The sequence below is a fragment of the Streptomyces sp. NPDC096324 genome (genome assembly GCF_044763015.1).
Lineage (GTDB): Bacteria > Actinomycetota > Actinomycetes > Streptomycetales > Streptomycetaceae > Streptomyces.
Window position 1 is genome coordinate 565,698 of the sequence record NZ_JBIWFK010000001.1, and the last position, 19,511, is coordinate 585,208.

Genomic DNA, 19,511 nt, shown 5'->3' on the forward strand with positions numbered 1-19,511 from the left:
ATGTACTCGGTAACCATCACCCCGTCCGACCTCGCCTGGCAGGAGCAGGCGTTGTGCGCGCAGACGGGGGCGGACTTCTTCTTTCCCGAGCCGGGCAGCTCGGTGCGCGAGGCCAAGCGCATCTGCGGCATGTGCGCGATGCGTCCCGCGTGCCTCGAATACGCGCTGAGCAACGACGAACGCTTCGGCGTGTGGGGCGGACTCTCCGAGAAGGAGCGTCTCGGCCTGCGGCGCGCCCTGGAGTGACCCGACCCCCTCGCCTCCTTTGGACTGCCGTCGTGGTTCATCGGAGTGAGCTGCTTGGCATATGCGCTTGGACCGTGCCAAATCTGCGTATGACGTCCTCTGATCGTTGTCACCGACACCGAAAGGGACGTCATGGCCGACAGCAAGGCCACCAAAGCAAGGAAAGTCGCGGGGTCGATCGGACTCGTCACCCCGATGGGGGAGCCCGCGCCCGCGCAGGCTCCCCCGGCCGACGAGGAATGGCAGCTACCGGGCGGCAGCGCCCGGGTGTACTACGGGCAGGGCCACAAGGGCGTGGTCCGGCCGGTGGTCCTGGCCGACGGGTTCAACCTGGGGCCGACCGATTTCGACTGGCTGTGGGACGGGCTGGAGAACGGCAGGTTCCCGTTCATCAGCGAACTGCGCCGGCGGGGACGCACGCTGGTCCTCGTCGGGTTCGACGAGCGCAGCGAGTCGATCCTGCGCAACGCCGAGACGATGACCGCCGCGATCATGCGGACCGTCGCCGAACAGCTCGGCGACACCCGGCTGCTCGTCGGCGGGTTCAGCATGGGCGGCATCGTCACCCGCTACGCGCTGGCCAAGATGGAGATGCAGCGCATGGACCACCGGGTCGGGGTCTATGTGTCGTTCGACAGCCCGCACCGGGGAGCGTGGGTGCCGATCGGACTCCAGGCGTTCGCGCACTACCTCGCCGACGCCGGCGACGACACCTACCTGCGGCAGATCAGCAGCCCCGCCTCGCAGCAGATGCTCTGGCGCCACCTGGACGCTCTCGACGGCACGCCGAAGGAGAGCCCGCTGCGCAGGGAGTTCAAGGAACAGCTGGAGCGGGTGGGCGGCTGGCCGCGCATCCCGCGCCTGATCGGGGTGTCCAGCGGGCGCGGTGACGGTGTGGGCAACGGGGTGCGCGCCGGGGCGAAGGCGCTGACCTGCGCCGGGCCGCTCTTCGACGGCACGTACTTCCTCGCCCAGCCCAAGGGCGAGGCCGCGGATGTGGCCGTGCTCGACGGCGTCCTCGGCGGCCCGTACACGATCACCACGAGCGGGTTCCCCGAACTCGACGGCGCGCCCGGCGGAACGCTCGAGTCGTTCGGCATCGTCGGGGACACGCTGACGGCGTTCGGCGAGAACGTCGACATGGTCCACCGGTCGGTGTGCTTCGTCCCGTCCATCAGCGCGGTCGCCATCCGTGACCTGGACCGCCAGGAGAACCTGTACGCCAAGATCGACGAGCTGCCCCCGGAGGAGTCGGATCTCGACGACTTCCTGCTCTCGACGGACAACGACCCGCACGCCGTCATGACGGCGGAGATCGGGGAGTGGGTCCTGGACCGGCTCCCCGACTAGAGCGGCCCGGGACCGGACCGGTCGGGGACCGGACAGCCGCGGGACCGGGCGTGGCCCACGGGGCCACGGCATGTGTGGGCGCCCCGGCGGGACCTGAACCCTGCCGGGGTGCCCGCGCCCGTTCCGGTCCGCCCGGGAGGGGTCACGCGGTGGCGCGGGCCGCCATCCGGGCCTTGCGGGCGGCGAGCTTCGCGTCGAACTTCGAGGCCTCGGCGTCCAGGCCGCCCATGAAGTAGCCGAGCTCCTCCTGGGCCTTGAGGCCCTCGGGGCCGAGGCCGCCGATCTCCAGGACCTTGAGGTGCCGCAGCACCGGCTGGAGCACGTCGTCGTGGTGGATGCGCATGTTGTAGACCTCGCCGATGGCCATCTGCGCGGCCATGCGCTCGAAGCCGGGCATGCCGTGACCGGGCATCCGGAAGTTGACGACGACGTCACGGACGGCCTGCATGGTCAGGTCGGGGGCCAGTTCGAACGCGGCCTTCAGGAGGTTGCGGTAGAAGACCATGTGCAGGTTCTCGTCGGTCGCGATGCGCGCCAGCATGCGGTCGCAGACCGGGTCGCCCGACTGGTGCCCGGTGTTGCGGTGCGAGATGCGGGTCGCCAGCTCCTGGAAGGCGACGTACGCGACCGAGTGCAGCATCGAGTGACGGTTGTCCGACTCGAAACCCTCGCTCATGTGCTGCATGCGGAAGGCTTCGAGCTTGTCCGGGTCCACCGCGCGCGAGGCGAGCAGGTAGTCGCGCATCACGATGCCGTGCCGGCCCTCCTCCGCCGTCCAGCGGTGCACCCAGGTGCCCCAGGCGCCGTCGCGGCCGAAGAGGGACGCGATCTCGTGGTGGTAGCTCGGGAGGTTGTCCTCGGTGAGCAGGTTGACGACCAGCGCGATCCGGCCGATCTCGGTGACCTTGGACTGCTCCTTGTCCCAGGCCTCGCCGTCCTCGAACTGCCCCGGGAAGTTGCGGGCGTCGCTGAAGGGCACGTACTCGTGCGGCATCCAGTCCTTGGCCACCTTCAGGTGGCGGTTGAGCTCCGTCTCGACGACTTCCTCCAGCGCGTACAGCAGGCGAGCGTCGGTCCAGGCTGCTGCCGGGCTGCCGAGGTCGGGGGAAGTGATCGTCACTGGTGCTCCAGGGAGGGACGGGACAACGAGCGGAAATCTAACCTACGGCATCGTAGGCTACGTCTCCGTAGGTTACGTCTCCGTAGGTTAAGAAGCCCGTAAAGACCGCTGATCAGCGGTGTTCCGGGCGAGGGCGCGCCTCTTCCGCCCCCTGCCGGAGAGGCCCGGAGCGGCGAGGGGCGGGACCGTACGGGTGACTCGCTCACTCGTTCAGACGTACAGCTCCCGGAGCCTCACCGAAAGGCATGTCACGCAGCCTTCGAGCTTCTCGAACTCGCCGATGTCCACCACGACCGGTTCATGGCCGAGGCCGGCGAGCAGTTCCGCGGTCTTCGGGGCGGACGCGGCCATCAGCAGCTTCCCGCCGCCCAGGAGCACCACGTGCGCCCCGGACTCCTCCGGGACGGCCAGGAAGCGCGGGAACAGCGAGGGCGTGTCCACGAGCGGCTCGTGGCCGATCACCGTCCCGTCGGGCAGAGCGGTGACCGCCGACTTCAGATGCAGCACCTTGCTGACGGGAACGGCGACGACCCGCGCCCCGAGCGGTTCGAAGGCGGCGCGGAGCTGCTGGACCCCGGCCGCGTTCGTCCGGCCGCCCCGGCCCACGTAGATCGTGTCGCCCACCTTCAGGACGTCGCCGCCGTCGAGGGTGCCCGGATCCCAGATCCAGTTCACCGAGCAGCCGAGGCGGGCCACGGCCTCCTCGACGCCCGGCGTCTCGGCCCGGCGGCTCTCCGCGCCGGGCCGGGCGATGAGCGCGACGTTGCGGAAGACGACGACGGCGTCCTCGACGAACACCGCGTCCGGACAGTCCTCGGCCGGGTCCACCTCGACGGTCTCCCAGCCGTGCGTCCGCAGCGCCTCGGTGTACGCCTCCCACTGCTCGAGCGCGAGATCGACGTCCACCTCCGTGCGTTCCACATGGGTCACCAGCCCCTCGGCGAGGCGGGGGCCGGGCCGGCGGACGAGCGCTTTCTGACTGGGCACGGGCGGGTCTCCGAATCGGCTGGGGGTGTCGAACGCACCATCATGCAGCGCGGTTCGCGCACGCAGAAGACCCCCGGCCCGACACCGGGCACCGCCCACCCCCGACGCTAGGCCGCCTCCGCGTCCCGCACTATGAGGAATACCCGACAGTTTCCGGAGCGATTTCTTTCAGTTCTCCTCCTTCCAGCAGCAGCCGTCGCGTGATGCCGATCGACTCCAGGAACGGCATGTCGTGGCTGGCGACGATCAGCGCCCCTTCGTACGACTCCAGGGCCGTGGTGAGCTGGTGGACGCTCGCCATGTCGAGGTTGTTCGTCGGCTCGTCGAGCATCAGGAGCTGCGGGGCGGGCTCGGCCAGCATCAGCGCCGCGAGCGCCGCGCGGAAGCGTTCGCCGCCGGAGAGCGTCGCCGCCCGCTGGTCGGCCTTCGCCCCCTTGAACAGGAAGCGGGCGAGCCGGGCCCGGATCCGGTTGGCGGTGGCGGCGGGCGCGTAGCGGGCCACGTTCTCGGCGACGGTCAGCTCGTCGTCGAGGACGTCGAGCCGCTGGGGCAGGAAACGCAGGGGCACATGGGCGTGTGCCTCGCCGGACACGGCGTCCAGCTCCCCGGCGATCGTCCGCAGGAGTGTCGTCTTGCCCGATCCGTTGCGCCCGACGATCGCGACACGTTCGGGTCCGCGAAGATCGAACACGCCGTTCACCCGTGCGCCGTGCTTCAGCTCCAGCCGGTCGAGGGTGAGGACGTCGCGCCCCGGCGGCACCGCCGTGTACGGCAGGTCGATCCGGATCACGTCGTCGTCCCGTACGGCCTCCACCGCCTCGTCGAGACGCTCCTTCGCCTCGCTCAGCCTGCCCTCGTGCAGGAGCCGGTGCTTGCCCGCGGACTCCTGGGCCGACCGTTTGCGCGCTCCCATGACGATCTTCGGTTCGCGCTTCTGGTCGTTCATCTTCTGCCCGTACCGCCTGCGCCGGGCCAACTTGACCCGAGCGTCGACCAGTTCGCGCTTCTGCTTCATCAGATCGGACTCGGCGACGCGCACCATGCGCTCCGCCGCCTCCTGTTCGGCGGCGAGCGCCTCCTCGTACGCGGAGAAGTTCCCGCCGTACCAGGTGACCTCGCCGGAGTGCAGATCGGCGATCTGGTCCGCCAGATCGAGGAGTTGGCGGTCGTGACTGACCACGATCATGACCCCTGACCAGGCTTCCACGGCCGCGTACAGCCGCTGTCGCGCGTACAGGTCCAGGTTGTTGGTGGGTTCGTCGAGCAGGAGGACGTCGGGCCGGCGCAGCAGGAGCGCGGCCAGCCGCAGCAGGACCGACTCGCCGCCGGACACCTCACCGATCGTGCGGTCCAGGTCGATGTGTCCGAGGCCGAGCTCGCCGAGGGTCGCGCGGGCCCGCTCCTCGACGTCCCAGTCGTCGCCGACCACGTCGAAGTGCTCCTCGGACCCGTCGCCCGCCTCGATCGCGTGCAGGGCGGCGCGGACCGCGCTGATGCCGAGCGCCTCGTCGACCCGCAGCGCGGTGTCGAGGGTGACGTTCTGCGGCAGACGGCCGACCTCGCCCGCGACCCGGACGGTGCCGTCGGCCGGGGTGAGCTCTCCGGCGATCAGCTTCAACAGGGTCGACTTGCCGGAGCCGTTGACGCCGACGAGTCCGGTGACGCCCGGTCCGAAGGCGACCTGGAGGTCGTCGAAGACCTCGGTGCCGTCCGGCCAGGCGAAGGACAGGGAGGTACAGGTGACGGAGGTGGGGAACGTTGACATGAGGGCCTCGCGATTGCTGGATGCGGTCGGGGGTACGCGTACGGGACACCGCGAGGCGACGACGATCCGGTTCGGAGGAGAGCGGGAAGAACGGGCTCCGCACCCTGGGACGGCTCGAACGCCGAGGTCGCACGCTGCGCACACGCGGGTCCGACGGGACCGGCTGTGTGACGCGGTGTCTCCGACCTCAGACGAGCAACGTCCTTCTCCATTCGACGGCAACAGAACCGCTTCACACCGTAGGGACGGTCCTGAGGGCTGTCAAAGGATTAACCCGCCCCACCGACGAACCGAGGAGATCCCGTGCCGAACGGCTCGCTCTCGTTGCCCGCCCGGCTCTACCTCCTGGCGTGGGACACCACGAAGGGGAGGATCACCGGGTCCACCCACCTCCACCACCTGGTGCGCGCCGGCGCCCTCACCGAGCTCGCCCAGCGCGGGCTGCTCGTCGACGACGACGGCATCGTCACCCCCGTCGACGCCGACTCCCGGACCGGGGACGTCGTTCTCGACGGGCTCCTGGAACTCGTGGCGGAGTCCCGGCCCCGGCGGTGGAAGCCGTGGGTCACCTCACGGGCCCGGGTCACCCTGGACGCGGTCCGTGCCCAGCTCGCCGCCGACGGATACCTGCGGGCGGAGCGCAAGCGGGTCTTCGGGATCTTCCCGTCCGTCGAGTACGAGCTGGACCGGATCGCCGTGGTGGAAGCCCTGCGCTCGGACGCGCGGGAGGTGCTGGAGGGACCGGTGCCCGTCGCCGACGTCGGTGACCGCGACGCGGCCCTCGTCGCCCTGGCCACGGCCGCCGAGCTGCGCACCTTCGCGTCGCCCAAGGAACGCAGGCTCCACCGCGCCCGCATCGACGAGCTCACCGAGCGCGGGGGCGCGGCGGCTCCCGCCCTGAGGAAGGTCATCCAGGACGTCCGCACGGCGGTGGTCGTGGCGGCCACGACGGCTTCCTCCACGACCGCCGCCACGACGGCGACGAACTGAACGCGGGCGACGGCCGCGGCGAACCGAAGGGACGCCACGGAGAACCGAGCGGACGGCCGCGGAGAACCGAACGGACGCCGCGGAGAACCGAGCGGACGGCACGGGCCGGGTCCGCCCACGGGAGCCCATGCTTCCGGGGGCGCGCCCGGCCCGTCGTGCGCCCGGCGGCCGCGTACACGTCGGATTCCTGCCAGCTCCCCTCGCCCCGGCCGTGCTTGGGTTGTCCCATGACCGACACCGAGCGACTCCGCGACTCCGCCCTCGCCCTCCGCGCCCTGCACGTGCCGGGCCGGCCCCTCGTCCTGGCGAACGTCTGGGACGCGGTGAGCGCCCGGATCGTCGAGGACGCGGGCGCCGCGGCGGTGGCGACGACCAGCGCGGGCCTCGCCTGGACGCTGGGCGCGGCGGACGGGGACCGGCTGGACAGGGAGGACGCGCTCGCGGCCGTCGCGCGGATCACCGCCGTGGTGCGGGTGCCGGTCAGCGCGGACATCGAGAGCGGGTACGCGTCCGACGTCACGGGCGTGGGGGACACCGTCCGGGCGGTGCTCGCGGCGGGCGCGGTGGGCGTCAACATCGAGGACGCCCTGTACGAGGAGGGGGCCGGGCCGCTGCGTCCGACGGCGGAGCAGGCGGAGCGCGTCGCCGCGGTCCGCGCGGCCGCCGACGCGGCGGAGGTTCCCCTGTTCGTCAACGCCCGCATCGACACGTTTCTGCGCGGCGCGGGCGGAGTGGAGGAGACCCTGGAGCGGGCCGCCGCCTTCCTGGCGGCTGGAGCCGACGGGGTCTTCGTCCCCGGAACCGTCGATCCGGCGACCGTGAAGGCGCTCGTCGAGGGCATCGAAGGCCCCCTGAACATCCTGGTGGGCCCCGGAGCGCCGTCCGTGGACGAGCTGGCCGCGCTCGGCGTGGCCCGGATCAGCGCGGGGTCGAGCATCGCGGCGGCGGCACACGGCCTGGTCCGGCGTGCCGCGCGGGAGCTGCTGGACACGGGGACCTGCGAGAGCCTGACCGGCGGGTTCGACTACGCCGGCCTCAACGCCCTGATGGGACGCGCCGGCTGACGGCACCCACGCCGGTTCAGCAGGTGCCCCGCATGAGTTCCGCCAGGTCGCGGTCCAGGTCCACCTGGAGGTGTTCGAGGCCGACCGGAACCAGCTCGGTGGTCTGCTGGAGGAAGGTCCGTACCTCGCCCGAGCGCACATGGATCACGGCGGTGCCCTCGGGGGCGTGGAACTCCAGGACGGTGCGGTCGAAGCCGTACGGCCGCACCCGCACGTCGCCGTACCCCACCGAGTCCTCCAGACCCGACACGAGCAGTTCCCGGGCGAAGGTCCAGCAGACCTCGATGCCTTCGAGCGTCGCGGGGGCCGGGAAGGTCATGCGGACGGCGAACGGGTCGGTCCGGTCGTAGTGCAGCGTGGCCGGAATGCTCGGCATCCGCGGCGCGGCGGCGACGAGGCGGGCCTCTACGGGCTGCTCGATGGCGGTGGACAACGCCTTGCTCCCTTGTGACGGCTGGACGAACTCCGGGCGGATGAAGCCGGTCAATTGAAGAGACGGAAGAATGACCCGGCGCGTGCACCTCTGACCCGAGTGACCTCTGTCACCGAGGTCATGCACCGGGAGATCCACTTTCCCCGATCGTGGTGATCCTTGTCGGGGATCGTGATGATCCCTTTCCGTTCCGTATTCACCCGACACCGAAGAGGACACCCGGGCGGCCCCCGAGGTTCCCGCCGGAGGCCATCTGGACGCGATCGGGGGAGTGGACTAGCTTCGCCCGCCATGAGGGGCTTGGGGAAGACGAGACGCACGGGCCGTACGGTCGGCGTGGGTTCGGCGGCGGCCGCACTCACCGCGGCGCTGGTGGTGGCGGTACCGGCGGTGGCGGCGCCCGCGCGGGCGCACGACACGGCGCGGACCCCGCAGTGGGCGCTCAAGGACACCGGCACGGACGCGCGCCTGCGCGGACTGTCGGCCGTCGGCAGGGACACCGCGTGGGTGGCCGGCTCGAAGGGCACCGTGCTGCGCACCACCGACGGCGGCGCGGTCTGGCGGAACGTGTCGCCGCCCGGCGCCGCGGACCTGGAGTTCCGCGACATCGAGGCGTTCGACGCCCGGCACGCCGTGGTCCTCGCCATCGGCGAGGGCGAGGCGTCCCGCGTCTACCGGACCGAGGACGGCGGCGCCACGTGGACCGAGTCCTTCCGCAACACCGACGTTCACGCCTTCTACGACTGCCTCACGTTTCTCGACCGGCGCCACGGTCTGGCGATGAGCGACCCGGTGGACGGCAGGTTCCGCATCCTGTCGACCGGCGACGGCGGCCGTACCTGGAAGGTGCTGCCCGAAGACGGCATGCCCGCCGCCGAGGACGGCGAGGCGGGCTTCGCCGCGAGCGGCCAGTGTCTGGTCGGCTCGGGACCCCGCGACGTGTGGCTGGCCACGGGAGGCGGGACGCACGCGCGCGTGCTGCACTCCGCCGACCGTGGACTGACCTGGACCGCCACCGGCACCCCGGTCCCCGCGGGCGACCCGGCGCGCGGTGTCTTCGCCCTCGCCTTCCGCGACCGCGTCCACGGAATCGCGGTGGGCGGCGACTACCGCGCCGACCAGTCCTCGCCGCGGGCCGCGGCCACCACCCGCGACGGCGGCCGCACCTGGACCACCGCGGACCGGCCACCGCCCGCCTACCGCTCCGGCGTCACCTGGCTGCCGCACAGCCGCACCGCGGCCCTCGCGGTCGGCCCCACCGGCACCGACCTGACCACCGACGGCGGCCGCACCTGGCGCACCCTCGACACCGGCTCGTACGACACCGTGGACTGCGCCCCGGACCTGGGCTGCTGGGCCTCCGGCGAGAAGGGACGCGTCGCCCGGCTGGAGCGTTGAGCCACGGGGAGGGTCCTTGGGACGGTCCTCAGCCGAGGGTCTCGCGGTAGCGCTCCAGGCCCGGCGCCGTCTTCGTCGCCACGAACTCGGTGACGCGGTACGCGCACACGCCCGCCGCGACGAACGGGTCGCCCGCGGCGATCTCCTCGATCCGCGCCCGGTTCTCCGCGACGGCCAGGATCACCCCGCCGTCGCGGGGGTTCTTGCGCCCCGAGGCGAGGAAGGTCCCGGCCGCGTACTGCTCGTCGAGCCAGGCGACATGCGCCTCCAGAACGGCGTCGACGGCGTCGAGCGGCGCGGTGTAGGACAACTCCAGTACGAACATGATCGCGACCCTACGCCCACCGTCGGCCCGCCCGGGCCCGCCCGGGCCCACGCGGGTGGGGACCGGCCCGTAGGCTCGTTCGCATCATGACGATCGTGAGCATTCCCGCGGGCTGGCCCGTCACCGAGGAACAAGCCCGGTCCGTACAGGACGAGTTGCGCGAGCGAGTGGTGCTCGACGAGCCGGGCCCGCCGCCCGGCACCGGCCACGTGACCGGCGTCGACGTCGCCTACGACGACGAACGGGACGTCGTCGTCGCGGCCGCCGTCGTCCTCGACGCGGCGACCCACGAGGTCGTCGCGGAGGCCACCGCCGCCGGCAGGGTCTCCTTCCCGTACGTCCCCGGACTGCTCGCCTTCCGCGAGATCCCGACCGTCATGGCCGCGCTGGACGCCCTGCCCTGCCCGCCCGGTCTGGTCGTCTGCGACGGCTACGGACTCGCCCACCCCCGCCGCTTCGGCCTCGCCAGCCACCTCGGCGTCCTCACCGGGCTCCCCACGATCGGGGTCGCCAAGAACCCGTTCACCTTCTCCTACGATGAACCGGGCGCCCGGCGCGGCAGCGCCTCACCGCTGCTCGCGGGCACCGACGAGGTGGGCCGCGCGCTGCGTACCCAGGACGGGATCAAGCCGGTGTTCGTGTCCGTCGGCCACCGCGTGGACCTGGGCAACGCCTGCGCCCACACCCTCGCGCTCACCCCGAAGTACCGTCTGCCGGAATCCACCCGCCGGGCGGACTCGCTGTGCCGCGAGGCCCTCCGGCAGGCGACCTCCTGACACCGCCCACCCGTCGCCCCGCCCGTCGCACCAGCCGTCGACCCGCCCGCGTACGTGAGTACGACTCCTGAGTACCCGTACGGATGTACGGCCGCGCGGCGACCGGCAGGGTGATCCCCATGACGACGCACCAGGTCTCGAACCCCTCCGCCCGGCCCGCGCGGTCCGACGGGCGCGCGGTGACGGCCGCGCTGGTCCTCGCCGTTCCGGCTGGCCTCGCCTGGATCGGCGGGATGATCTACACGGTGATCGCCTGGACGTCGTGAGGATCGCCCGATCCCCACGACCGTCCCAGGCACCGCGGACCTGCCTGGTGCCGCCAGGCAGACGGGAATGGTCAGACAGGTCCTAGCGCACCGCCGCCACCCGGAAGGTGATCCCCGCAGCGCTCAGCCGTTCCAGGAGCGCGTCGCCCATCGCCACCACGGGGGTGACCTGTCCGGACGTCTTCGGCAGCTCGTCGAGGGCCAGCGACAGGGCCGACTCCGCGAGCATCTTCGCCGTCTCGCCGTAGCCGGGGTCGCCGCCCGAGACCTCGGTGAACACGCGCCGGCCGCCGCCCTCGCCCACGAACCGCACCGAGAACCAGCTCTTCGCTCGACGCTCGGCGCTCGGCCCATCGCCCGGCTTGATCCGGTCGGACAGCCAGCGGCGCGCGGGCGGAACCTGGGCGGCCGCGAAGAGAGCGCTCACCCCGGCGATCCCGCCCAGGGCGATCGGCAGCCGCTCGACGGCCGCGTAGTGGCGGTAGCGGAAGTCCGGCCCGTACCGCGCCAGGGCCCGCGCCGAGCGCTGCACCACCTGGGCGTCGATCGTGGGCAGCGGCAGCGCCCACGCCCCGACCTCCTTGGCGAACCGCGGCGCCCCCAGCGGGGCCTCGACCCGCCGCCCCATCAGGCGCGGTTCGTGGTGCCTGCGTTCGCGGGCCGCGGCCAGCATGTGCCGGCCGCGCGCGAACTGGTTGAGGGCGGAGGCGAACGTGCCGCCCGAGAACATCGCCTGGGAGCGCACGAACCCCTCCACCCTCAGCGGCACGTCCTCCGGGAGCTGCCGGACGGTGAAATAGGCGCCCAGGTCGTGCGGGATCGAGTCGAAGCCGCAGGCGTGCACGAGCCGCGCGCCCGTCTCCCGCGCGCGTGCGTCGTGCCGCACGTACATCAGGTCCACGAACTCGGGCTCGCCGGTCAGGTCCAGATAGTCGGTCCCGGCGTCCGCGCAGGCGGCCACCAGCTCCTCCCCGTAGGTGATGTACGGCCCCACGGTCGAGGCCACCACGCGCGCCTGCCGGGCGAGCTCGCCCACCGAGGCCGGGTCCGTCACGTCCGCCCGCAGCACACCGGGTGCGCCGCCCAGCCGCTCCCGCAGCCGCTCCAGCTTCTCGGCGCTGCGTCCGGCGATCGCCCACCGCAGCCCCTCGGGCGCGTGAGCGGCCAGATATTCCGCGGTGAGCTCCCCGACGAACCCCGTGGCTCCGAAGAGCACGATGTCGTACGCGCGGTCCGGCTCGTTCACCCTGCTCATGACACCCTCCACCACACTGTGGGCTGCGCTCGAACGCGCGGCCCGCGCCACGTCGTGCGCGAAGCGCCGTTGTCGGTGGCTGAGGCTAGCGTGAGGTACGAACAGCCGGACGACGAGGTGGTACGAACAGGCCGGAGGCAGCCGTGGCGGTGTCGCAAAACGCGCTGAAAAAGTGGCAGAAGGTGCGTGGATTCGCGCTCGGCCTGCCCGGCGCCTCGGAGGAGTTCCCCTGGGGCGAGACCGTCGCGAAGGTCAACAAGAAGGTCTTCGTCTTCCTCGGTCTCGACGACGGCAGTTACCCGCTCGGCGTCACCGTGAAGCTCAAGGACGAGGCGGCGCACGCCCACGCGCTCACCTCGCCCGGCGCGGAGCCCGCCGGGTACGGCCTGGGCCGGGCCGGCTGGGTGCGCGTACCCCTGGAGGAGCCGGGGGCCCCGGCGGCGGAGCTGCTGTGCGACTGGGTCGAGGAGAGCTATCGCGTGATCGCACCCAAAAGGCTGATAGCCGAGCTGGACCAGCGCTGATCGCGACGCCGATCGGCGGTGTCGCCGAACCGGAGCGTGGTCCCGCGGCCGGGATTTAACTAAGCGCTTGCTCGCCGGGGACTTGCCCGGAGTGGAACACGTTCTTAACATCACTGATGTCACATCAGTGGTGTCACAGTGCTGGGGGCTTGATGACAGCGGCAGGAAAGCCGGGGCACGGCCCCCTCGCCGGGGTGCGCGTGGTCGAGCTGGCGGGCATCGGTCCCGGCCCGTTCGCCGCCATGCTGCTGGCCGACCTCGGAGCGGACGTCGTCCGGGTGGACCGGCCCGGCGGCGCCGGGATCGGCGTCGACCCGGCCCACGACATCACCAACCGCAACAAGCGGTCCGTGCTCGTCGACCTCAAGGCCGAGGACGGCCCGTCCCCCGTCCTCGACCTGGCCGAACGGGCCGACATCCTGATCGAGGGCTACCGCCCCGGCGTCGCCGAGCGGCTCGGCGTGGGCCCCGAGGACTGCCGGGCCCGCAACCCGCGGCTCGTCTACGGCCGGATGACGGGATGGGGCCAGGAAGGCCCGCTCGCCCAGCGCGCCGGGCACGACATCGCCTACATCGCGCTCACCGGCACCCTCGGGATGATCGGCGACCCGGACGGGCCGCCGGCGGTCCCGGCGAACCTCCTCGGCGATTACGCGGGCGGCTCGCTCTATCTCGTCGTCGGTCTCCTCGCCGCCCTGCACCACGCGCGCGCCACCGGCACCGGACAGGTCGTGGACGCGGCCATCGTCGACGGCACCGCGCACCTCTCGACGATGATCCACGGCATGATCGCGGCGGGCGGCTGGCAGGACCGGCGCGCCGCCAACCTCCTCGACGGCGGCTGCCCCTACTACGGGACCTACGAGACCGCCGACGGCCGGCACATGGCCGTCGGCCCCCTGGAGCAGCGGTTCTACGACCGGTTCGTCGACCTGCTCGGCATCCCCGAACTCGGGCCCGCCCACAAGGACCCGGCCCGGTGGGAGGAACTGCGCGGGGCGGTCGCCGACCGCTTCAGGACCCGTACGAGGGACGCGTGGACCGCCGTCTTCGAGGGCAGCGACGCGTGCGTCGCGCCGGTCCTGTCCCTGCGCGAGGCACCCGGTCATCCGCATCTCGCAGCCCGGGGCACGTTCGTGGACCACGGCGGCATCACCCAGCCCGCCCCCGCGCCGCGCTTCTCGGCCACTCCCACCTCGGTCCGCGGCGGGCCCGCCCTGCCGGGCGCCGACACCGCGGACGTGGCCCGCGACTGGGACGTACCCGGACTGACGAAGGACGGCGGATGACGAGATTCCGCCGATCGCCCGTTCCCGGCCGGGGCCCGGCGCCCGCTCGCGCCTGCGCGAGCCCCGGTACCGCCCTCCCCGCAGGTTTCCGTACACACTCCAGGAAGGCGCTTCCCGCATGAAGCGGCAGATCTTCACCGCCGAGCACGACGCGTTCCGCGAGACCGTGCGCACCTTCCTCGCCAAGGAGGTGCTGCCCCACTACGAGCAGTGGGAGAAGGACGGCATCGTCTCCCGCGAGGCCTGGCGGGCGGCCGGGAAGCAGGGACTGCTCGGACTCGCCGTGCCCGAGGAGTACGGAGGCGGCGGCACCACCGACTTCCGCTACAGCGCCGTGCTCGCCGAGGAGTTCACGCGCGCGGGAGCGGCCGGTCTGGCCCTCGGGCTGCACAACGACATCATCGGCCCGTATCTGACCGGCCTCGCCACCGAGGAGCAGAAGCGGCGCTGGCTGCCCGGTTTCTGCGACGGCTCGATCATCACGGCGATCGCGATGACCGAACCCGGCGCCGGCTCCGACCTCCAGGGCATCACGACGCACGCCGAGGACAAGGGCGACCACTTCCTGCTCAACGGCTCCAAGACCTTCATCTCCAACGGCATCCTGGCCGACCTGGTGATCGTGGTCGCCAAGACCACTCCCGAGGGCGGGGCGCGCGGACTGTCGCTGCTCGTCGTCGAGCGGGGCATGGAGGGCTTCGAGCGCGGCCGCAACCTCGACAAGATCGGCCAGAAGTCGCAGGACACCGCGGAGTTGTTCTTCAACGACGTCCGCGTGCCCAAGGAGAACCTGCTCGGCGAGCCGAACGGCGCGTTCGTCCACCTGATGACGAACCTCGCGCAGGAGCGCATGGGCATCGCCGTCGCCGCCATCGCCGGGGCGGAGCACCTGCTGGAGATCACCACCGAGTACGTGAAGGAGCGCGAGGCGTTCGGACGGCCGCTCGCGAAGCTCCAGCACATCCGCTTCGAGATAGCCGAGATGGCCACCGAGTGCGCCGTCACCCGCACCTTCCTCGACCGCTGCATCGTGGACCACTCGGACGGCGAACTCGACGCGGTGCACGCCTCGATGGCCAAGTGGTGGGCGACCGAACTGCAGAAGCGCGTGGCCGACCGGTGCCTTCAACTGCACGGCGGATACGGCTATATGACGGAGTACCGGGTCGCACGGGCCTTCACCGACGGACGCATCCAGACCATCTACGGCGGGACGACCGAGATCATGAAGGAGATCATCGGCCGCTCCCTGCTCGGCTAAACCCTCCTCGAAAGGCTTACCAGTGAGCACCGAAGCGTACGTGTACGACGCGATCCGCACCCCGCGCGGTCGTGGCAAGCAGAACGGCTCCCTGCACGGAACGAAGCCCATCGACCTCGTCGTCGGGCTCATCCACGAGGTGCGGCGCCGCTTCCCCGGCCTCGACCCGGCCGCCGTCGACGACATCGTGCTCGGTGTCGTCGGCCCGGTCGGCGACCAGGGCTCCGACATCGCCCGGATCGCGGCCATCGCCGCCGGACTGCCCGACACGGTGGCCGGCGTCCAGGAGAACCGCTTCTGCGCCTCGGGCCTCGAAGCCGTCAACATGGCCGCGATGAAGGTCCGTTCGGGCTGGGAGGACCTCGTCCTCGCGGGCGGCGTCGAGTCGATGTCGCGGGTGCCGATGGCCTCGGACGGCGGCGCCTGGTTCGCCGACCCGATGACCAACCTGGCCACGAACTTCGTGCCGCAGGGCATCGGCGCCGACCTCATCGCCACCATCGAGGGCTTCTCCCGCCGCGACGTCGACGAGTACGCGGCCCTCTCCCAGGAGCGCGCGGCGACCGCCGTGAAGGACGGCCGCTTCGAGCGGTCCGTCGTCCCGGTCAAGGACCGCGCCGGTCTCACCGTCCTCGACCACGACGAGTTCCTGCGCCCCGGCACCACCGCCGACTCGCTGGCGAAGCTCAAGCCGTCGTTCGCGGACATCGGCGAACTGGGCGGCTTCGACGCGGTCGCGCTCCAGAAGTACCACTGGGTCGAGAAGATCGACCACGTCCACCACGCGGGCAACTCCTCCGGCATCGTGGACGGCGCCTCACTGGTCGCCATCGGCTCGAAGGAGGTCGGCGAGCGCTACGGCCTGACCCCGCGCGCGCGGATCGTCGCCGCCGCCGTGTCCGGCTCCGAGCCGACCATCATGCTCACCGGTCCCGCGCCCGCGGCCCGCAAGGCGCTCGCCAAGGCCGGCCTGACCATCGACGACATCGACCTCGTCGAGATCAACGAGGCCTTCGCGGCCGTCGTCCTGCGCTTCGTGAAGGACATGGGCCTGTCGCTGGACAAGGTCAACGTCAACGGCGGCGCCATCGCGCTCGGCCACCCCCTCGGCGCCACCGGCGCGATGATCCTCGGCACCCTCGTCGACGAACTGGAGCGCCAGGACAAGCGCTACGGCCTCGCCACCCTGTGCGTGGGCGGCGGCATGGGCATCGCCACGATCGTCGAACGCGTCTGACCTTTCCAACGGATCAAGGATCTACGGAGCATCCCCTGATGAGCACTGAGCCCACCACCATCCGCTGGGAACAGGACGAGACCGGCGTCGTCACCCTCGTCCTCGACGACCCCGACCAGTCCGCCAACACCATGAACGCGGCGTTCCGCGCCTCCCTCGCCGCGGTCACCGACCGCCTGGAGGCGGAGAAGGACTCGATCCGCGGCGTCATCCTCACCTCCGCCAAGAAGACCTTCTTCGCGGGCGGCGACCTGCGCGACCTCATCCGGGTCACCCCCGAGACCGCCCAGGACCTCTTCGACGGCGGCCTCGCGATCAAGCGGAACCTGCGCCGCATCGAGACCCTGGGCAAGCCGGTCGTCGCCGCGATCAACGGCGCGGCCCTGGGCGGCGGCTTCGAGCTCGCCCTCGCCTGCCACCACCGGGTCGCCCTCGACACCTCCGGCACCAAGATCGGCTGCCCCGAGGTCACCCTCGGTCTGCTCCCCGGAGGCGGCGGAGTCGTCCGCACCGTGCGCCTGCTGGGCATCGCCGACGCCCTGCTGAAGGTCCTCCTCCAGGGCACGCAGTACAACGCGACGCGCGCCCGGGACAACGGTCTCGTCCACGAGGTGGCCGCCACCCCCGAGGAACTGCTCGCCAAGGCCCGCGCGTTCATCGACGCCAACCCCGAGTCGCAGCAGCCCTGGGACAAGCCCGGCTACCGCATCCCCGGCGGCACCCCGTCCAACCCCAAGTTCGCGGCCAACCTGCCCGCCTTCCCGGCCAGCCTGCGCAAGCAGACGGGCGGCGCCCCCTACCCGGCGCCGCGCAACATCCTCGCGGCCGCCGTCGAGGGCTCCCAGGTCGACTTCGAGACCGCCCAGGTCATCGAGGCCCGCTACTTCGTCGAGCTGGCCGCCGGCCAGACCTCGAAGAACATGATCCAGGCCTTCTTCTTCGACCTCCAGGCCGTCAACTCCGGCGCCAACCGCCCCAAGGGCATCGAGCCGCGCCCGGTCCGCAGGGTCGCCGTCCTCGGCGCCGGGATGATGGGCGCGGGCATCGCCTACTCGTGCGCGCTCGCGGGCATGGACGTCGTCCTCAAGGACGTCTCGGCCGACGCGGCGGACAAGGGCAAGGCGTACTCCGAGAAGCTCTGCGCCAAGGCGGTCTCGCGGGGGCGTACGACCCAGGAGAAGGCCGACGCGCTGCTCGCCCGCATCACGCCCACCGCCGACCCGAACGACCTCGCGGGCTGCGACGCGGTCATCGAGGCGGTCTTCGAGGACACCGCGCTCAAGCACAAGGTGTTCCAGGAGATCCAGAACATCGTCGAGCCCGACGCGCTGCTCTGCTCCAACACCTCCACCCTGCCCATCACCGCGCTCGCCGAGGGCGTGGAGCGGCAGGAGGACTTCATCGGGCTGCACTTCTTCTCCCCGGTCGACAAGATGCCGCTGGTGGAGATCATCAAGGGCGAGCGCACCGGCGACGAGGCACTGGCCCGCGCCTTCGACCTGGTCCGCCAGATCAAGAAGACCCCGATCGTCGTCAACGACTCGCGGGGCTTCTTCACCTCGCGGGTCATCGGGCACTTCATCAACGAGGGCGTGGCGATGGTCGGCGAGGGCATCGAGCCCGCCTCCGTCGAGCAGGCCGCCGCCCAGGCCGGCTACCCGGCCAAGGTCCTCTCGCTGATGGACGAGCTGACGCTCACCCTGCCGCGCAAGATCCGCAAGGAGTCGAAGCAGGCCGTCGAGGAGGCGGGCGGCACCTGGGAGACCCACCCGGCCGAGGCCGTCATCGACCGCATGGTGGACGAGTTCGAGCGCCCCGGCCGCAGCGGGGGAGCGGGCTTCTACGAGTACGGCGAGGACGGCGCGCGCGGTCTTCTCTGGCCCGGTCTGCGCGAGCACTTCACCAAGCCGGGGTACGAGATCCCGTTCGAGGACATGAAGGAGCGCATGCTCTTCTCCGAGGCGCTGGACACCGTCCGGCTCCTGGAGGAGGGATGCCTGACCTCCGTCGCCGACGCCAACATCGGCTCCATCCTCGGGATCGGCTTCCCGGGCTGGACCGGCGGCGTCCTCCAGTACATCAACGGCTACGAGGGCGGGACCGGTACGGGACCGGCCGCCTTCGTGGCCCGCGCGCGGGAACTCGCCGAGCGCTACGGCGACCGGTTCCTCCCGCCGGCGCTGCTCGTCGAGAAGGCGGAGAAGGGCGAGCGGTTCGCCGACGCGTCCTGATCCGGTCCGCCGCCTGATGCGGTTCGCCGCCTGATCCGGGACCGGATCAGGCGGCAGGCGCGGGACTTCGGCGTGCCGGGCGTCGCCGGGCAGGTGAGACGTCGCGGACACGACCTGGCTCCACGGGGGTGGGTCCCGGACACCGACGGGTGTCCGGGACCCACCCCCGCCGTCGAACGGCGGCCGTCAGGACTCCTTGAGCCATTCCCGCAGCTCGTCCTTCAACGAGCGCTGGAACGCGGTCAGCAGGGCCTGCACGACCAGCGGCTGCATGTGCGCCGACAGCGACTTCACGGCCGCCACGGACTCCTGGTCGCCCACGGCGTGGCGCAGCAGGCCGGACAGCTCGTGGGCCGCGGCGCGCGAGTGGTCCAGCAGGACGGTCCGCGCGGCGAGGATCGTCTCGTCCGCGATCGGTACGTCCAGGAGCTCCAGGCCGAGCTTCAGCAGCCCGGGGTCCAGCCGGACCGGGTCCCCCGTCCCTTCGACGACGCCCATCGCGGCGAGCCGCTCCAGGTCCCCGTCACCGAGCGGCCGCCCGGCCCGCCGTTCCAGTTCCACCCGGGACACGTCCTCCAGCGCGTCGGGCGCCCAGGAGGCCACCACGGCACGGTGGATGGCGAGGTCGTGCGCGCTCAGACCGGGCGGCAACCGCGTCAGGTGGCGCTCGATCGCGGCCAGCGTCATGCCCTGGTGCTGCAACTCCTCGATGAGCGCGAGCCGGGCCAGATGCTCCTGGCTGTAGTGGCCCACCCGGCGGGGACCGATCACGGGCGGCGGCAGCAGGCCCCTGGCGCTGTAGAAGCGGACCGTGCGAACCGTGACGCCCGCACGCGCGGCCAGTTCGTCGACCGTGAGTCTCGGCTCCTCGGTGTCCGTCGTCATGCCAGGTCCTCGCCTCTCCCGTCGTGCGGCGCGCGTCCGGGGTGAGGGGTGACGGCGCGGTGCAACAGTATTGCTGTCTCACCAGTGTTGTGAAAGCACCCGTCCACCG

19 protein-coding genes are annotated in these 19,511 nt (G+C 71.7%); 12 read left to right on the top strand and 7 right to left on the bottom strand.

The genetic code is table 11. From position 1 onward, the window contains the following. Positions 1-246, top strand: a complete 246-nt coding sequence (locus ACIQ7M_RS02395) for a WhiB family transcriptional regulator (RefSeq protein ID WP_355768218.1) — start codon at positions 1-3, stop codon at positions 244-246. A gap of 132 nt (positions 247-378) precedes the next feature. Then, positions 379-1,596 (top strand): esterase/lipase family protein, encoded by a 1,218-nt coding sequence (locus ACIQ7M_RS02400; RefSeq protein WP_403638854.1) that lies wholly within the window; start codon positions 379-381, stop codon positions 1,594-1,596. A 142-nt stretch (positions 1,597-1,738) separates the two neighbouring features. On the opposite strand, the gene ACIQ7M_RS02405 is transcribed toward ACIQ7M_RS02400, so the two are convergent. The 3 genes from ACIQ7M_RS02405 to ACIQ7M_RS02415 all read right to left on the bottom strand — a co-directional run bounded on the left by ACIQ7M_RS02405 (position 1,739) and on the right by ACIQ7M_RS02415 (position 5,468). Continuing rightward, positions 1,739-2,716, bottom strand: a complete 978-nt coding sequence (locus tag ACIQ7M_RS02405) for an acyl-ACP desaturase (RefSeq protein ID WP_355770519.1) — start codon at positions 2,714-2,716, stop codon at positions 1,739-1,741. Positions 2,717-2,926: 210 nt separating this feature from the next. Continuing rightward, positions 2,927-3,703 (bottom strand): dimethylargininase, encoded by a 777-nt coding sequence (gene ddaH / locus ACIQ7M_RS02410; RefSeq protein ID WP_403638856.1) that lies wholly within the window; start codon positions 3,701-3,703, stop codon positions 2,927-2,929. Positions 3,704-3,833: 130 nt separating this feature from the next. Beyond that, on the bottom strand, positions 3,834-5,468 hold the full coding sequence (locus tag ACIQ7M_RS02415; protein ID WP_403638858.1) for an ABC-F family ATP-binding cassette domain-containing protein: 1,635 nt from the start codon (positions 5,466-5,468) through the stop codon (positions 3,834-3,836). Positions 5,469-5,771: 303 nt separating this feature from the next. Between ACIQ7M_RS02415 and ACIQ7M_RS02420 the strand changes: the two genes are divergently transcribed. Together ACIQ7M_RS02420 and ACIQ7M_RS02425 are read left to right on the top strand one after the other, a co-directional pair. Continuing rightward, complete coding sequence (locus ACIQ7M_RS02420) at positions 5,772-6,458, top strand: GPP34 family phosphoprotein (protein WP_403638860.1); 687 nt, start codon at positions 5,772-5,774, stop codon at positions 6,456-6,458. Positions 6,459-6,685: 227 nt separating this feature from the next. Continuing rightward, on the top strand, positions 6,686-7,522 hold the full coding sequence (locus ACIQ7M_RS02425; RefSeq protein ID WP_355770507.1) for an isocitrate lyase/phosphoenolpyruvate mutase family protein: 837 nt from the start codon (positions 6,686-6,688) through the stop codon (positions 7,520-7,522). A 16-nt stretch (positions 7,523-7,538) separates the two neighbouring features. On the opposite strand, the gene ACIQ7M_RS02430 is transcribed toward ACIQ7M_RS02425, so the two are convergent. Then, on the bottom strand, positions 7,539-7,955 hold the full coding sequence (locus ACIQ7M_RS02430; protein ID WP_355770521.1) for an SsgA family sporulation/cell division regulator: 417 nt from the start codon (positions 7,953-7,955) through the stop codon (positions 7,539-7,541). A gap of 291 nt (positions 7,956-8,246) precedes the next feature. Here ACIQ7M_RS02430 and ACIQ7M_RS02435 point away from each other — a divergent pair, with 291 nt between their 5' ends. After that, positions 8,247-9,353 (top strand): WD40/YVTN/BNR-like repeat-containing protein, encoded by a 1,107-nt coding sequence (locus ACIQ7M_RS02435; RefSeq protein WP_403638863.1) that lies wholly within the window; start codon positions 8,247-8,249, stop codon positions 9,351-9,353. Between the two features lie 28 nt (positions 9,354-9,381). On the opposite strand, the gene ACIQ7M_RS02440 is transcribed toward ACIQ7M_RS02435, so the two are convergent. Beyond that, positions 9,382-9,678 (bottom strand): YciI family protein, encoded by a 297-nt coding sequence (locus tag ACIQ7M_RS02440; protein WP_403638865.1) that lies wholly within the window; start codon positions 9,676-9,678, stop codon positions 9,382-9,384. 86 nt (positions 9,679-9,764) lie between these two features. On the opposite strand from ACIQ7M_RS02440, the gene ACIQ7M_RS02445 reads away from it, so the two are divergent. Both ACIQ7M_RS02445 and mmpA read left to right on the top strand, forming a co-directional pair. Further along, positions 9,765-10,454, top strand: a complete 690-nt coding sequence (locus ACIQ7M_RS02445; RefSeq protein WP_403638867.1) for an endonuclease V — start codon at positions 9,765-9,767, stop codon at positions 10,452-10,454. A gap of 119 nt (positions 10,455-10,573) precedes the next feature. Next, positions 10,574-10,720 carry a morphogenic membrane protein MmpA gene (mmpA, locus tag ACIQ7M_RS02450; RefSeq protein WP_355770497.1) on the top strand — a complete coding sequence of 49 codons (147 nt, stop codon included), beginning with the start codon at positions 10,574-10,576 and terminating at the stop codon, positions 10,718-10,720. A gap of 82 nt (positions 10,721-10,802) precedes the next feature. On the opposite strand, the gene ACIQ7M_RS02455 is transcribed toward mmpA, so the two are convergent. Continuing rightward, positions 10,803-11,975 carry a saccharopine dehydrogenase family protein gene (locus ACIQ7M_RS02455; protein WP_403638870.1) on the bottom strand — a complete coding sequence of 391 codons (1,173 nt, stop codon included), beginning with the start codon at positions 11,973-11,975 and terminating at the stop codon, positions 10,803-10,805. Between the two features lie 143 nt (positions 11,976-12,118). Between ACIQ7M_RS02455 and ACIQ7M_RS02460 the strand changes: the two genes are divergently transcribed. The 5 genes from ACIQ7M_RS02460 to ACIQ7M_RS02480 all read left to right on the top strand — a co-directional run bounded on the left by ACIQ7M_RS02460 (position 12,119) and on the right by ACIQ7M_RS02480 (position 18,517). Then, a complete protein-coding gene (locus ACIQ7M_RS02460) occupies positions 12,119-12,499 on the top strand; it encodes an MmcQ/YjbR family DNA-binding protein (protein WP_355770492.1) in 381 nt (126 codons plus the stop codon). A gap of 152 nt (positions 12,500-12,651) precedes the next feature. After that, entirely contained in the window at positions 12,652-13,788 is a 1,137-nt protein-coding gene (locus ACIQ7M_RS02465; protein ID WP_403638872.1) for a CaiB/BaiF CoA transferase family protein, read from the top strand. A gap of 118 nt (positions 13,789-13,906) precedes the next feature. Continuing rightward, positions 13,907-15,049 (top strand): acyl-CoA dehydrogenase family protein, encoded by a 1,143-nt coding sequence (locus ACIQ7M_RS02470; RefSeq protein ID WP_403638874.1) that lies wholly within the window; start codon positions 13,907-13,909, stop codon positions 15,047-15,049. Between the two features lie 22 nt (positions 15,050-15,071). Continuing rightward, entirely contained in the window at positions 15,072-16,286 is a 1,215-nt protein-coding gene (locus ACIQ7M_RS02475; RefSeq protein WP_355770484.1) for an acetyl-CoA C-acetyltransferase, read from the top strand. 38 nt (positions 16,287-16,324) lie between these two features. Then, positions 16,325-18,517, top strand: a complete 2,193-nt coding sequence (locus ACIQ7M_RS02480) for a 3-hydroxyacyl-CoA dehydrogenase NAD-binding domain-containing protein (RefSeq protein WP_403638877.1) — start codon at positions 16,325-16,327, stop codon at positions 18,515-18,517. Positions 18,518-18,703: 186 nt separating this feature from the next. Here ACIQ7M_RS02480 and ACIQ7M_RS02485 read toward each other — a convergent pair whose 3' ends face one another. Then, positions 18,704-19,402 (bottom strand): MerR family transcriptional regulator, encoded by a 699-nt coding sequence (locus ACIQ7M_RS02485; protein ID WP_403638879.1) that lies wholly within the window; start codon positions 19,400-19,402, stop codon positions 18,704-18,706. Positions 19,403-19,511 lie beyond the last annotated feature (109 nt).

Excerpts from the sequence above, each read along its gene's own strand:
- ACIQ7M_RS02395 (WP_355768218.1), top strand. The coding sequence starts at position 1 with ATGTACTCGGTAACCATCACCCCGTCCGACCTCGCCTGGCAGGAGCAG.
- ACIQ7M_RS02400 (WP_403638854.1), top strand. The coding sequence starts at position 379 with ATGGCCGACAGCAAGGCCACCAAAGCAAGGAAAGTCGCGGGGTCGATC.
- ACIQ7M_RS02415 (WP_403638858.1), bottom strand. The coding sequence starts at position 5,468 with ATGTCAACGTTCCCCACCTCCGTCACCTGTACCTCCCTGTCCTTCGCC.
- ACIQ7M_RS02425 (WP_355770507.1), top strand. The coding sequence starts at position 6,686 with ATGACCGACACCGAGCGACTCCGCGACTCCGCCCTCGCCCTCCGCGCC.
- ACIQ7M_RS02435 (WP_403638863.1), top strand. The coding sequence starts at position 8,247 with ATGAGGGGCTTGGGGAAGACGAGACGCACGGGCCGTACGGTCGGCGTG.
- ACIQ7M_RS02440 (WP_403638865.1), bottom strand. The coding sequence starts at position 9,678 with ATGTTCGTACTGGAGTTGTCCTACACCGCGCCGCTCGACGCCGTCGAC.
- ACIQ7M_RS02445 (WP_403638867.1), top strand. The coding sequence starts at position 9,765 with ATGACGATCGTGAGCATTCCCGCGGGCTGGCCCGTCACCGAGGAACAA.
- mmpA (WP_355770497.1), top strand. The coding sequence starts at position 10,574 with ATGACGACGCACCAGGTCTCGAACCCCTCCGCCCGGCCCGCGCGGTCC.
- ACIQ7M_RS02455 (WP_403638870.1), bottom strand. The coding sequence starts at position 11,975 with ATGAGCAGGGTGAACGAGCCGGACCGCGCGTACGACATCGTGCTCTTC.
- ACIQ7M_RS02465 (WP_403638872.1), top strand. The coding sequence starts at position 12,652 with ATGACAGCGGCAGGAAAGCCGGGGCACGGCCCCCTCGCCGGGGTGCGC.
- ACIQ7M_RS02470 (WP_403638874.1), top strand. The coding sequence starts at position 13,907 with ATGAAGCGGCAGATCTTCACCGCCGAGCACGACGCGTTCCGCGAGACC.
- ACIQ7M_RS02480 (WP_403638877.1), top strand. The coding sequence starts at position 16,325 with ATGAGCACTGAGCCCACCACCATCCGCTGGGAACAGGACGAGACCGGC.
- ACIQ7M_RS02485 (WP_403638879.1), bottom strand. The coding sequence starts at position 19,402 with ATGACGACGGACACCGAGGAGCCGAGACTCACGGTCGACGAACTGGCC.